The following is an 11,938-nucleotide window of genomic DNA, read 5'->3' as shown; positions in this document are numbered from 1 at the left end:
CTCGAATCTCATCTCCTCGTGGTGTGCGGCCTACCGGGCTGAGGCCGCAGGTCCTGGGGTACGACACGCCGGACATAGACCCCAGAACACGACTTCAGCTTCCTCGATCTCGAATCCGCCGACATCCGATGGCTCCAGACAGGGCGCAGCGCCGACGACACAGTCGACGTCGGCCACCCGGCCGCAGAGCCGGCACACCAGATGGTGGTGGTTGTCGTGCGTACGCGTCTCATACCGAGCGGAGGAACCCGCCGGCTCGATGCGCCGGACCAGGCCGGCGCCGACAAACGCCCGCAGGACGTCATAAACGGCCTGCGTGGATACCGAACCCGCGGACCCACGAACCTCGCGGGCCACATCGTCAGCTGTCGAATGCGGGTTGGCGACAAGGGCTTTCAACACCGCAAGCCTCGGCGACGTGACCCGCAATCCGGCGGCCCGCAACAAGGCCGGCGGATCGAGAGCACGCGCCGAGGTCACGTTTCCCAGTATGCACCTATTCTGGAATGAGTCAAGAAAACTGCGCGCGGGCTTCTGCTATGGACGTGCCGGGCCGCTGGTGCTCGGTGCGCCAGGCCCCTGGGGCTGCTCGGCGCCCGGCCCTCCGGGTCCTCCGAACGGGGGCCCGAAGCCCTGGCCGGGTCGCTCGAACTGCCCGCGCGGCACCATCGGGGACATCGCCGGTGGTCCACCGCGGTGCATCATCGCGTAGTCACGGTGGCCACCGCCGTGGTGGCGCCAGCCGTGGTGACCGCCGCCGGAATGCGCTCCGAGCACGAATCCGGAGAAGAAGATCACGGCGACGATGAAGACGACGCCCGCGACGATGCCGACCCAGGCGGCCACGAGATTGAGGCGGCCGCGCCTGGGCCGCGGTTCACGCTCGACCGGTGGCGGCGGCGTAATCGCTGGCTGTGACGTCGTGGAGGTCGTGGTCACCGGACCGGTCGCGGGTTCGGAAGGCGGCGTTGTTTCACTCATGTGACCGATCATCCAAGCGTCAGTGATGCACTTGTCTTGAATTCGATATGAATCAGCTGTGAGCGGCTTGCCGACGTTTCGAACTGCCGCCACGGAGGTACACAGGCGCAGGTTCAAAACCGAGCCGGAGAAAACACCCGGTAACTCGGTAGGGGGCCTTTCCGTGTCTTCGCTGCACTCCACCAACTATGACGACGTCTCGGAGATGTTTCGCGCTCTCTCCGCTCTGGAGACAAATTCGGATGCCTACCTGAAACAGCGGGCCGCGATCATCCGGCGCTGCCTGCCCATCGCGGACAACATCGCCCGGCGCTTCCGGAATCGGGGCGAACCGATTGATGACCTCGTTCAGGTGGCGCGCGTCGGCTTGTTGAATGCCGTCAACCGCTTCGACGTGAACACCGGCAGCGACTTTCTGGCTTTTGCCGTCCCCACCGTGATGGGCGAGGTTCGTCGCCACTTCCGCGATCACGGTTGGTCGTTGAAGGTTCCGCGCCGCCTCAAAGACCTGAATTCTCAACTCACGAAGGCCACCGCGGAGCTGTCCCAACAGCTGGGCGCCGCCCCCACCGCAACTCAGGTCGCGAAACATCTTGGCCTGGAACGCGACGAGGTCGTCGAAGGACTGACGGCGTCGAGCGCATACTCAACGCTGTCGACCGACGCGCCGGCACGACAAGACGACGATCGCCCGACATTGGCGCAGACCTTCGGCGAGATTGACTCGAACCTCGAAAAGGTGCTCGACGTCGAAACCGTCCGTCCGCTGATCGGCGCACTTCCGGCGCGGCAACAGGCGGTGCTCGCGCTCCGATTCTTCGAGAACATGACCCAGACTCAGATCGCCGAGCGCCTCGGCATCTCACAGATGCATGTATCGCGCCTGCTCGCGCGCTCGCTGGCTACCTTGAGGCAACAGGTGATGTCCACCGAGGTGCGCGTAAACGCCATTGCCGGTTGATGTTTGTCCCGCTTCTCCGTCGAACCGAGACGAATTCGTCAGCGCGACGTGACCGAGCGGTGCGGACATCGGAGGATATTCGTAGGGATGTCCACCCGACCAGACGGCGAGTCGCCGGACGTGAGCCCCTTCACGGGCAACTCACAGCGGGTCGGTTGGTACCGCTACTACTTCGCCAACGACCGGTGGGAGTGGTCGCCAGAAGTAGAGATGATCCACGGATATGCGCCGGGAACGGTCAGCCCCACCACCCGATTGGTGCTGTCCCACAAACATCCCGACGACGGCGAGTCTGTAAAGGACACTCTCGACGAGATGCGCCGAAGCCGCAGTCCGTTCAGCACCCGTCACCGCATCGTTACCGTCCAGGGCACCACGCGGGAGGTGGTGGTCATCGGTGAACGACTCCAGGACAATTCCGGCGAATTGATCGGCGCGCAAGGCCTTTACATCGACGTGACCGACATCCCGGAGGATCGCGAGGCGGCTATCAATGCGGCCGTGACCGAACGGACCGAGAGCCGGGCTGTCATCGAACAGGCCAAGGGGATGTTGATGATGGTCTATGGCATAGAGGCCGGACCGGCGTTCGAACTGCTTCGGTGGCGCTCGCAGGAAACCAACACCCCGCTGCGTGCATTGGCCGAACAACTCGTCGAGGACATCCGCGGGCTGCAGCTGGCAGAAGGGTTCGTTCCGCCACGCTCGAGCGTCGATCGGGCGCTGCTCACCGCTCACCAGCGCGTCAAATCACGCCCCGACCAAGATCACTGCTAGGCACTGGTGTGGCCGTGGGGTTCGGCCACCGGCTTGGATTCCGCAGAACCCCTCTGGCGCAGGAAGATCGACAGTCCCACGATGGCAGCGACGGCGATGAACTCGCTCTGCCAATTCTGCATCGATTCGAACCAGAACTGCGACGTTGTCACGTAGCGCCAGATCGAGATCGCAGCTTCACCGTGCTGCAGCTGTTCCTCGTTGAACGCCTTCACCCCACCTGCGGCATGCAACGCTGCCGACGCGAAGAACAATGCGAAGAATGCGATCGCCAACGAGTGCTCGTAAACCGCGAGCACCCATCCCCCTTTGCGCACCGGCCGCGGCATCGACGTGTCCGCCCGTTCCTCACGGGGGTCCTCGTCCTGCGGTGCGGGGCTGTCGATCGGCTTCGACTCCGACGATCCCTTCTGATACAGGAAGGCTGTCAGCACCACGTACATGCCCATCTGGAGGAACTCGGATTCCCAGTTCTCGAACGTCGCCTCGATGAAATCGCCGGTGCGGAGATACTGCAGCACAGAGATCTGCTCGCGCGAACCGTGTTCCTGCTGTTCCTGGTTGTACGTCGCGGCGCCGGACACCACCATTCCGGCGAAGAAGACGAGAAACAGTCCGAAGCATGCCAGCAGCAAGCCGTTGTTACGCAACACTGTCCGCAGCGACACGATGCCCTCCTCGGACTGACCACTGCTGAGCGTAGTGCCTGTCGAGTTTCGGAGTCTGGCGGCACGCACGCCATGGACTTCGGGCCAGCCGTTCGGACGAAGGAGTGAACTCTGCGCAAGGAAGGCAATTCCGCGGAGAAGTCCGCGCGGGTCTCCAATGCAGCCAACCACGGCACGTCCAGCGTCGGACGAAAGGCGGGAAAGCGGGCGTGGATATTCGTGAAAGCGCAAGTCTGAGTAGGCGTCGCACTGCGCAACCAGTGAGGGCGGGTGCGCGTCAGCGAAGCACCGGTGCCAAATAAGACACTCGAGACGCCGCCTGTGGCACCGTCACCGAGATGAACAAGGCACTCCTCAGGGAAAACGCGCGGATCGTACGGACGCTCCAGGGAGAACTCAGGACCGCTCACGAAGCGGCTTTCGAACGCACGAAAAACGAGTGGTACGAGAAATTGAGAGCTGCCCGCGAAAAGGGGGAGCCCCTTCCCGGCGATGATGCCGAGACGAAGATCCATCACGCCGAATCCAGTTTGCTAGCGAACCTCACCAAAGTCTTTTTCGCCCTGACCGAGGAACTCGCCGGCGACCTTGATCAAGACCTGCGCTAGACGATGCAGTCGCCTCGGCTTGATCCGACGATGTTGCTCAGGGTTGGAACGGGTTCACCGCGAACCCGTTTCAGGGCGTTTGGCAACGTTGAGGAGTGTTGTCCGGGCGAGTATTCGCAGGCCAGAAGCGTTGGCCGCATTTGTGGCTAACGGGCGGTTTTGATCCTGCTGCGGACACACTGCGGACGGAGAGGGCCCTGCCGCGAAGGGAACGGATGTCAGCCTGGTAGCTGTTATTCCGTTCTCAGCGGATTGTGCGGAACCAGCTCTTGGCTCGCTCGGAATGCACGCGCTGAGGATACATCCGTACGCTCCGCGACGGCTTGCTAATCAACCGCAGCTTGATTGACATGCAGTTCGATACTGGTGTTGTACTTCAGAAATAGGCACTCGCGAACTTACCTCTGAGCTGGGCGTTTGGGGGGTTTGGTGTCGACGGTAGCTGCGGAAAAGTCGCTTCTAACTGCCGATATGGTGTTGGCGGCATTTGTGGGCCTTGAGGCGGAATGAATCCACTGCGGTAATCGCTGCGGTACCGCCTGGACAGTTCTTAGCGCGACGGTACGGCGACGTGACGCCGCAACAGCGCCCGCGTCCGGGCCGGCACTCTTGTTGGTGGGCTGGAGATCAGCTGCCCCGCTACGCGCGCGGCGTCGCCTCGCCCACCGGCGTTTGTGATGTTGGGGTCGTCCATCCGCCACGGTGACGCGCGGTATTCGGGTTGTGACGCTACGATTTCCAGCAACGTGCGATGTCTTGGAGATCGCGTTCCGTGTCCCGGACGGTGCGTATCAACATCTTCAGCACAAAGGCAGCCTCGACATCGGGGACCGGGACTTCGAATTCGATCATGTCGCCGGTGGTGAGCCGCGCGGTGACCGCAACCTGGATCGGCGGAAGCGCCAGTGCCATGCGCAGCCCTGGTGCTCCGTCGAAGGCTCGCTCGCCGATGATCTGCATACCCGGCTTGGCCACAGCGGGGACCAATAGATCGATCGCCTGCTCGCCCCGCTCGTAGCCATGGCCGCGCTCTGCTTGGTAGTCGAGCGCAACGAGTCGATCGTGAAGGTCGCCGGGGTGGATGCCACGTCGACGCTGATTCCGGTGTCGGTCCCTGCCCATGGCCGACTCCTGCTCATTGACAACGGAAAGACCGGCGCCGCCCGACGCCTCCTCAGCTCGCGCTTAAGATCCAGCCAGTGGCTTTCTTCCAGCGGCGCGTTCTGGGCCAAACGCTCCAGGTCTTCCTCGGTCAGAGGTTCTACCGAATTCAACAGGGGCTCCCCCAGTGCTCTGAGCGGATCAACGATTGCGGCTGAGGAAGTCTCGAAGCCGTTTGGCGCCGCGGTCGGACACCGATGAGGACGTGAGAGCGTAGGCCGCGGCTTGGTCTGGGGTGAGTCGTCCCGCGCGGATGTGGTCGGTGAGACAGCGCTGTGCCTAGGCTTTTTCGTCTGGTCCGGCCCACCCGTTACGGCCCCCGTCGAGAATTGCGAAGTCGAGGTCGCGCCGTACCTCCTCGGGAAGCTGCGAGGTCTGGGTTTGCTGCGTGAGTAGGTTGATGGCTTCGGCGCTAGCGGCCCATTCAGACAAAGAAAAACCGCGGCCCTCGACGACAGACAGGGAGAAGCCGCGCGCTAAATCCATCGCGAAGTGCAGAGAGAGCTCATTGGGCACGAAGGCCAGGACCGGGCCGTGGTCATATCGAGTGCTGCCCTGCGGTGTCGCGTGCCCACCTGCGCGGATGATGTCGGCGAGGTCCCATGGCCCATGCCAGCTGCGCTCTTGGTGTTGCTCACCGACATAGGTGGTAAGCCCTCGGCCTCACTGCGTTCCCAAAGCCATCGTGCGGCCAGATCAATCGCTTGGTCCCACGAACGCGCCGGATCATCATTGGGCACCCATGCTGCGGCCCTCAGATGAGTGGAGCGATGCAAATCGTCGGTCATCGCGTGGACCTAACTGTGAGTCGTGCACGGGTGTGGACACGTAGCGGTATGCCGTTGCCCGGCTGATGCCGAATGCCTTTGCAAGCTCGTGTACTGGTTCACTGGTCTCGGCGAGACGGCGCAATTGTTGTTGTCGGTCCGGAGACAGCTTGGCTGGCTTAGTGGCCGGGAGTCGGCGGGCGCGTCTGGAGTCGCGGGACGCGGCACGGCGCTGGCGGCCGAGCTCGAGCTCAAGCTCGGCCAGGGTCGCCATGATGGCAGCCACCGCGCGGCCGGTTGGTGTACCGGTGTCCACACCCTCACGTAGGGCGCGCAACAAGATTCGACGCTCGCCAAACTCAGCGATAGTGCGCGTTACTTCGGCGACAGAGCGGCCCAGTCGATCGATCGCAGTAACGACAACGGTGTCGCCCTCACGCGCGCACTGAAGTATTGCCGCCAATCCAGGCCGGGCGGTGCTCACCGCACCCGAGCGTTTGTCGATGAAGACTCGATCCGGTTCGACACCAGCTCCAGTGAGCGCGGTGAGCTGCGCACCGCTACAGTCTCATTGCCCTCCGACATCGAGGATCTGAGACACGCGGTGTGAGACAGGAAGTGAGACACCGTCACCTGGCCCTATGCAACCGCAAGCGGGGCAAGTAGGGCTGTCTCTTTCTCTAGAAACGAGACGCGGCAGTGCGGGGCGGGTGGAGTGGTCCAACACCCTGGTAGCGCAATGTCGACTTGATGGTGGTCCTCCACCAGGGGATCGACACCTCGACGGGCAAGGCCCGTTCTCGCGCTATCAAACCCTGGAACCCATCAGAATTGGACACAGATTCCGATGGAAGAATGCCTGCCATGAGTCAAGATCTCGGTCACCTATCGTTCTGGGAACAGGCACTTCTCGTACCTCTGCTAAGGCTGCACAATCAGATATATCAGAAGACCAACGGCCGCTTTGGGCACCATTTCCCGGGAATGCCGCCCAGCCTGCTATTGCACACGCGCGGTGCCAGGACCGGTGCATTGCGAACCGTCACGCTCACATACGCCCGCGATGGACACGACTTGTTGGTGGTTGCCTCCCTCGGCGGTGCACCCAAGGCGCCAGGGTGGTACCACAACCTGCTCAGTGAACCCAAAGCCGAGATCAATATCGGAACAGAACGTATCCCTGTCACCGCCCAACCGGTTATTGCTGGTGAATCTAGCTATGAACGATTGTGGCGCGCCGTCAACGACAACAACTCAAACCGATACAAGGCATACCAGGAGCGCACGTCGCGGCCCATTCCGGTTGTGCGGCTAACGCCGAACACCCCACACTGACTGGCCGCATTGCGTCCGGCGCCTCAATCCCCGAGACAAGATCTGATCGACCTCACTTCTTTCGGATGTAAGACAACAGCTCAGATCTAGCAATAACCGCCCAGCTATGGCTACGCCGGACGCCTTGAGCGCATGGAGTCGCCGCGTCGGCACCGCCGGCCGCGACGATGATCTCCGGCGCTTCGTTCGTTAGGCAGGGCGTAGACGCAGCGTCCTCGCTCGTCTGCATGGCTCGGGCTTAAGAACCGTCCATCAGTCGCGTGCTGTCGAACACCGCCAAGTCGTTATCGGTAGGTGGATCAAAATCAACGGCAGTGACGCCAGGACGATGTTGCGGAATGCGGTGTCCAGGCCGTTCCAGCTGGTCGACCTCCACATCTGGAACCATTCGCCGATGTCGATGAAACCGCCGACGAACAGCAGCGCGATCATCAGCAGCCCGATGGTCGAGAGCGCACGCGCCCGGGCGTAGCAGGTGGCCCGCTCGACAATCCAGGCGGCGGACGCAGCCATCAGCACGAGGCCCGCGAACAATTCCCAGACGATGATGCACACATAACCGGCGTTCTGGAGCGGCAACGCAGTCACCGCGCGCCACATCACGTTCGGGGTGTCCATCGCGAACACGTGGTGCACGAAGGCCTGGTTGGTGGCGAAGTCGGTGAGGTTGCCGAAGGCGACGAGCACGAGGTAGCCGGCGTTGGGGACGACCAAGACAGCGATCACGACGGGCAGCGAACCAAGCGCCGTCCAGCGCGGCGGCGGGCTCGCGCTCACCGCCCGTTCCGCGGGTTCGACCCGAGTCGTCATCGCACTGACTCCTGAGTGTGAATTCTGTTGCGGCACTGCCGCCAGAGCAGTGGACCTGGCGTTTAAACTTAATAACCCCAGCCTCTACGCTGCACACGCCGGGAAATATCCTGTTGCTGATATGCCTTTGGGCATCACCAGGAAAGTCCCGCGCTTCGTCGTCAGCGAATCCGCTGTTGCGGCGTAAATGACTTATTCCCGAAAGCATGGTGAGGCGTAAAGAGCGGCTCACCTTCGGGCCAGATCACCCAGGTTGTGGTTGTTCAACACAGACAAGTAATCAAGGTGCACAAGGTAATTCGCAACCGATGGCGTATTGTCGTCCAATATGGTCGTCGTACCGATCCGCATAGCGGGTGATCCCATTTTGCATACCCCACCCAACGGATGCCGGTCGGCGCCAACGGCTCGTTACCACTCGGCCTTGCGGGCCTCATCGACGATCTCTATGAATCGCTCGCCGCATCGAAGGGAGCCGGCCTGTCGGCCAACCAGATCGGAGCCGACCTACGGGTCTTCGTCTATGACTGCCCCGAAGTCCGCAGTGAATCCAGACGCCACCGCGGTTGCGTTGTCAACCCGGCGCTGGAGATCGACGATTGGCCTGCGGGCCCGCCCGATCCAGACAGCGACGAGGAAGGCTGCCTTTCGGTGCCGGGAGAGAAATTCCCGACCGGCCGTGCGAACTGGGCGCGTGTCACCGGACTGGACACGGACGGCGAGCCCGTCACGGTGGAGGGCACTGGACTAATCGCGCTAATGCTGCAACACGAAATCGGGCATCTCGACGGCCAGTTATACATCGATCGCCTGGTGGCTCCCTACGCCGCCCGCGCCGCCGACGCAGTTCCGCACATGGCTGGGGTGTCCCGGGCCTCACCTGGACGCCAGACCAGGTGTCGGTCCGAACCCATTCGGCGTATAGCAGCAACATGCCTAAGCTTATGCGGCCGCAAGCCTGCCGACGCACCCACGCGAGGCATCTTCGCAACCGTCAACCGGCAGCACGCCGGTTGCTGACCGCGAATCTTATTGAAATCCCGTAGTGGCGGTGATTCAATTACGTCGGTCGCCACGACCTTGCCGATGAACCGTCAGTCGGCACACAAACGTCCCTTTTGCCGAACGATCGAACCTCGACAGCTCGAACCATGCTCACACTTCCTTCCTCGAATTCAGCTCAACCGCATCGATTTTCAATACTGACTTCAGATCAAGTCAACTTGGCGTAGGGTGGCGGAGTCGGTACAGCCGTTGTGGCCTTCGCGCCAGCGCCGCCCGACATAGGCCAACAGCGCACCGCGCAACGATCAACCAGGAGATCCGAAGTGTTAGCAGCACGTCCGCCCGAATGTGGCTGGCTCCCCACGCTTCTGGACCCGGTAACCGCCCTAGGCCCTGGCCATGACGGCGCCGTCGACAAGATGCCAAAATGTTCATTTTGACCGCAGTCCTTGCCATCCTCTCGGCGGCGGTCCTACTGGTCTCGGCACGAGGAAAGCTGGTGCACGACGACGCACAAATGGCAATCATGCGTCGAATCGGTTTTCCCGAGCAAAAGGTATCCCTCCTCGCCACGGCGGAGATGGCCGGAGCGGTGGGCATCGTGGTCGGCCTCTGGTGGTGGCCGGTAGGCATTGCGGCAGCGATTGGGGTCGTTGCGTACTTCCTCGGAGCCATCGGTGCGCATTTGCGGAAGCGGGACTACCAAATCAGCCCAGTTGTGGCGCTATTGACAGCTGCCATCGCGGTGTTGGTGTTGCGCGCACTTACTGTCTGACTGCACCGATACCGCCTCCCCCGCGACGGTATCGCCTAGATGGACCGTGCCCGATCGACGCTATCGCCGACGGTGGCGGTGATCGCTACCGATTCTTATCGCCGAATTCACGGCGACGATGCGTGCTCCTGGTGATACAGCCGAGCCGGTAGGCGGACTGCCAGCGGTGAGTCTTGAGCACCTTGTCGCGGAAGTACTCCATGGCGGTGACAACAGTGTTGGCGGCCAGGTCGTCGGCGGTCTGGGGGTCGGGCCAGCCCTCGATGCGTCCCAGTCCGTAACCGGTGAGCGCTTTGGCCTTGCCGTAGATGGTGCCGCGGCGGATCCAAGCACGCAGCAAACCGAGGCCGTAGCGGGCCAGTTCGCGGGCGAACCGGTCCCACGGCCCAGCGCCGACATCCCAGCACTGCTGGACGAGGCGATGGCCACCCACGGGCCACTGCCCGACGAGCTGCCCACCGCCGCCCTGTGGTGGTGCCTGGCCGACACCCTGGTCCCGGCACCCTGGAGCAGTCCAACACCCGGCTACGTTCCGCCTGGACCGACGAACTGCACCACATCCTCGGCACTGTCGCCGCCGAAACGATCGTCGCACACCGTGGCTGGCCCTCTCTGGTCCGTGCGGTCACCGCCTCGGACTGGGACCACGTACAGCTGCTCGACACCGCCGCCAAACACCTACTCGACCTGCTCGCCGAAGGCAGCGACAGCCGCCGATCAAATGTGCGCGGTGATCCGCTCCTGCACTCCCAGAAGTGATTTGCCGAAAATTTCGTAGCCGACGGTGGCGTTCAGCCCGGCATGCCGCGCGGCCGTGTTGGCGTCCCGCCAGTACTGCTGCATCCCGTTGGACTCGGCGAAACTTCCTGCGCCGTGCACGCTGACGAGTATCTCGATGGCCGCCAGCACCTGCTGGACGGCATACCCGCACTGCGCCCGGACTCGGGCGCTGCCGTCGTAGCCGAGAACGGAGCCATCGGAGATGGCGCCGTCGATCTGGTCGGCGGCTTGGTAGGCGAACAGCCGCGCGGCATCCAGCATCAATGCCGCTTCTGCTACCCGGATCTGCACGCCGATCGAGTCGCTCTGCCGGGCGAAGAACGTGTGCTGCACCGCTTTGGTCGGCGCCTTCTCGATCGCCAGAGCCAGTGCGCCGCGACCCATCCCCAATACGGGGCCGAGCAGGTTCAGCGCACCCAGCGCACCGAAGGATACTTCTGCGCCCTCGGTCAGAACGGCGGCCGGCATCATGCGGTACTCCGGCACGAACAAATCCTCAGCAGCAAATGTGTGGCTGCCTGTTGCGCGCATACCGACCGTCTGCCAGGTGTCCTCCATCCGCAACTCCGAAGTCGGCACCACGCAGAAGTACGGCGCGGCACCCGCCGAGTCGTCGCCGAGCAGCACCCCGACCGCCGCCCAGGTCGCGTGCGGGGCTCCGGACACGAACGGCCAGCGCCCCGTCACCCTCAGGCCACCCTCCACCCGACGACCACGGACCGGCGCAATACTGCCCGCCAACCGGGTGCCGACGCCCCCGCCGAACACCTCCTGTTGCATCCGCTCGGGTCCACGAGCGACGCCCCACGCAGCGTCCGACCCGATGGCGACCAGCCATGCGGCCGAACCGTCGGCCTCCCCCAGCGCCTCGAGGACTGCCAGCCGGGTCCGTGCTCCGGCGCCGAAGCCACCGAACCGGGTTGGATGCGCGAGGCGGAACAACCCCGCGTCGGTCAGGGCTGCGATCACCTCATCGGCCGCTTGCCGGTGGGCATCACCAGCGCCCCCGTACTGGCGCAGCAGCGGCTGCAGTGCGATTGCTCGTTCGACGAGCGATGTGTCCATTGCCGTGCTTCGCTGATCAATCGCCGTCATCTCTATCTTCCGTTCGCCGTGTCGACACCGCCTCTTGTCATAATGACTTGGCGCATGAATATGGCCCGATCGGGATCACATGAGCTGCATCACATTCCGACTAGAGCAACGAGGCCGGTCACCGAAGTGACCGGCCTTGCTGCGTTGAGAAGACTTGTCGTGTTGAGAAGCCTTACGGCTGTTTCAGACCCGGGATGCCCTGGCGACGGCCGGCC

15 protein-coding genes and 2 pseudogenes are annotated in these 11,938 nt (G+C 63.1%); 8 read left to right on the top strand and 9 right to left on the bottom strand.

Going from position 1 to position 11,938, the window contains the following annotated elements:
* Nucleotides 1–30 precede the first annotated feature (30 nt).
* Both ACVWWN_RS07860 and ACVWWN_RS07855 read right to left on the bottom strand, forming a co-directional pair.
* Complete coding sequence (locus tag ACVWWN_RS07860; protein ID WP_457143387.1) at nt 31–480, bottom strand: Fur family transcriptional regulator; 450 nt, start codon at nt 478–480, stop codon at nt 31–33.
* Between the two features lie 57 nt (nt 481–537).
* Nucleotides 538–981 (bottom strand): hypothetical protein, encoded by a 444-nt coding sequence (locus ACVWWN_RS07855; RefSeq protein ID WP_457143386.1) that lies wholly within the window; start codon nt 979–981, stop codon nt 538–540.
* Between the two features lie 163 nt (nt 982–1,144).
* Between ACVWWN_RS07855 and ACVWWN_RS07850 the strand changes: the two genes are divergently transcribed.
* The gene (locus ACVWWN_RS07850; protein WP_457149043.1) at nt 1,145–1,942 is read left to right on the top strand and encodes a SigB/SigF/SigG family RNA polymerase sigma factor; all 798 of its coding nucleotides are present in this window, start codon (nt 1,145–1,147) and stop codon (nt 1,940–1,942) included.
* An 87-nt stretch (nt 1,943–2,029) separates the two neighbouring features.
* Nucleotides 2,030–2,719, top strand: a complete 690-nt coding sequence (locus ACVWWN_RS07845) for a PAS and ANTAR domain-containing protein (RefSeq protein ID WP_457143385.1) — start codon at nt 2,030–2,032, stop codon at nt 2,717–2,719.
* On the opposite strand, the gene ACVWWN_RS07840 is transcribed toward ACVWWN_RS07845, so the two are convergent.
* On the bottom strand, nt 2,716–3,387 hold the full coding sequence (locus tag ACVWWN_RS07840; RefSeq protein WP_457143384.1) for a DUF6766 family protein: 672 nt from the start codon (nt 3,385–3,387) through the stop codon (nt 2,716–2,718). The genes ACVWWN_RS07845 and ACVWWN_RS07840 overlap by 4 nt on opposite strands.
* Nucleotides 3,388–3,498: 111 nt before the next feature.
* Between ACVWWN_RS07840 and ACVWWN_RS07835 the strand changes: the two genes are divergently transcribed.
* Together ACVWWN_RS07835 and ACVWWN_RS07830 are read left to right on the top strand one after the other, a co-directional pair.
* The gene (locus tag ACVWWN_RS07835) at nt 3,499–3,624 is read left to right on the top strand and encodes a DUF7218 family protein (protein ID WP_457149042.1); all 126 of its coding nucleotides are present in this window, start codon (nt 3,499–3,501) and stop codon (nt 3,622–3,624) included.
* 101 nt (nt 3,625–3,725) lie between these two features.
* Nucleotides 3,726–3,995: a hypothetical protein gene (locus ACVWWN_RS07830; protein WP_457143383.1), complete on the top strand. Its 270-nt coding sequence runs from the start codon at nt 3,726–3,728 to the stop codon at nt 3,993–3,995.
* 729 nt (nt 3,996–4,724) lie between these two features.
* Here the strand turns inward: ACVWWN_RS07830 and ACVWWN_RS07825 are convergent.
* The 3 genes and pseudogenes from ACVWWN_RS07825 to ACVWWN_RS07815 form a co-directional block, all read right to left on the bottom strand.
* Nucleotides 4,725–5,117 (bottom strand): hypothetical protein, encoded by a 393-nt coding sequence (locus tag ACVWWN_RS07825; protein WP_457143382.1) that lies wholly within the window; start codon nt 5,115–5,117, stop codon nt 4,725–4,727.
* A 318-nt stretch (nt 5,118–5,435) separates the two neighbouring features.
* Complete coding sequence (locus tag ACVWWN_RS07820) at nt 5,436–5,672, bottom strand: hypothetical protein (RefSeq protein WP_457143381.1); 237 nt, start codon at nt 5,670–5,672, stop codon at nt 5,436–5,438.
* A gap of 213 nt (nt 5,673–5,885) precedes the next feature.
* Nucleotides 5,886–6,479: pseudogene (locus tag ACVWWN_RS07815) on the bottom strand (recombinase family protein); the annotation flags it as partial.
* A gap of 308 nt (nt 6,480–6,787) precedes the next feature.
* Between ACVWWN_RS07815 and ACVWWN_RS07810 the strand changes: the two are divergent.
* A complete protein-coding gene (locus tag ACVWWN_RS07810) occupies nt 6,788–7,258 on the top strand; it encodes a nitroreductase family deazaflavin-dependent oxidoreductase (RefSeq protein WP_457143380.1) in 471 nt (156 codons plus the stop codon).
* 252 nt (nt 7,259–7,510) lie between these two features.
* Here ACVWWN_RS07810 and ACVWWN_RS07805 read toward each other — a convergent pair whose 3' ends face one another.
* Nucleotides 7,511–8,068 carry a DUF2165 domain-containing protein gene (locus ACVWWN_RS07805; protein WP_457143379.1) on the bottom strand — a complete coding sequence of 186 codons (558 nt, stop codon included), beginning with the start codon at nt 8,066–8,068 and terminating at the stop codon, nt 7,511–7,513.
* A gap of 328 nt (nt 8,069–8,396) precedes the next feature.
* Here ACVWWN_RS07805 and ACVWWN_RS07800 point away from each other — a divergent pair.
* Together ACVWWN_RS07800 and ACVWWN_RS07795 are read left to right on the top strand one after the other, a co-directional pair.
* Nucleotides 8,397–8,964, top strand: a pseudogene (locus ACVWWN_RS07800) (peptide deformylase); the annotation flags it as partial.
* A gap of 536 nt (nt 8,965–9,500) precedes the next feature.
* Nucleotides 9,501–9,848 carry a DoxX family protein gene (locus tag ACVWWN_RS07795; RefSeq protein WP_457143378.1) on the top strand — a complete coding sequence of 116 codons (348 nt, stop codon included), beginning with the start codon at nt 9,501–9,503 and terminating at the stop codon, nt 9,846–9,848.
* 85 nt (nt 9,849–9,933) lie between these two features.
* On the opposite strand, the gene ACVWWN_RS07790 is transcribed toward ACVWWN_RS07795, so the two are convergent.
* Entirely contained in the window at nt 9,934–10,281 is a 348-nt protein-coding gene (locus tag ACVWWN_RS07790) for a hypothetical protein (protein ID WP_457143377.1), read from the bottom strand.
* Between the two features lie 41 nt (nt 10,282–10,322).
* On the opposite strand from ACVWWN_RS07790, the gene ACVWWN_RS07785 reads away from it, so the two are divergent.
* Nucleotides 10,323–10,607 (top strand): hypothetical protein, encoded by a 285-nt coding sequence (locus tag ACVWWN_RS07785; RefSeq protein WP_457143376.1) that lies wholly within the window; start codon nt 10,323–10,325, stop codon nt 10,605–10,607.
* On the opposite strand, the gene ACVWWN_RS07780 is transcribed toward ACVWWN_RS07785, so the two are convergent.
* On the bottom strand, nt 10,566–11,723 hold the full coding sequence (locus tag ACVWWN_RS07780; RefSeq protein WP_457143375.1) for an acyl-CoA dehydrogenase family protein: 1,158 nt from the start codon (nt 11,721–11,723) through the stop codon (nt 10,566–10,568). The two genes, ACVWWN_RS07785 and ACVWWN_RS07780, sit on opposite strands and share 42 nt — an antisense overlap.
* Nucleotides 11,724–11,938 lie beyond the last annotated feature (215 nt).

This window comes from Mycobacterium sp. URHB0021 (assembly GCF_054057895.1).
This window is presented reverse-complemented; position numbering and strand designations above follow the sequence as displayed.

Bases quoted from the DNA above. Each gene is read 5' to 3' on its own strand.
- ACVWWN_RS07825 (WP_457143382.1), bottom strand. From the start codon at position 5,117: ATGGGCAGGGACCGACACCGGAATCAGCGTCGACGTGGCATCCACCCC.
- ACVWWN_RS07810 (WP_457143380.1), top strand. From the start codon at position 6,788: ATGAGTCAAGATCTCGGTCACCTATCGTTCTGGGAACAGGCACTTCTC.
- ACVWWN_RS07830 (WP_457143383.1), top strand. From the start codon at position 3,726: ATGAACAAGGCACTCCTCAGGGAAAACGCGCGGATCGTACGGACGCTC.
- ACVWWN_RS07805 (WP_457143379.1), bottom strand. From the start codon at position 8,068: ATGACGACTCGGGTCGAACCCGCGGAACGGGCGGTGAGCGCGAGCCCG.
- ACVWWN_RS07780 (WP_457143375.1), bottom strand. From the start codon at position 11,723: ATGACGGCGATTGATCAGCGAAGCACGGCAATGGACACATCGCTCGTC.
- ACVWWN_RS07855 (WP_457143386.1), bottom strand. From the start codon at position 981: ATGAGTGAAACAACGCCGCCTTCCGAACCCGCGACCGGTCCGGTGACC.
- ACVWWN_RS07795 (WP_457143378.1), top strand. From the start codon at position 9,501: ATGTTCATTTTGACCGCAGTCCTTGCCATCCTCTCGGCGGCGGTCCTA.
- ACVWWN_RS07845 (WP_457143385.1), top strand. From the start codon at position 2,030: ATGTCCACCCGACCAGACGGCGAGTCGCCGGACGTGAGCCCCTTCACG.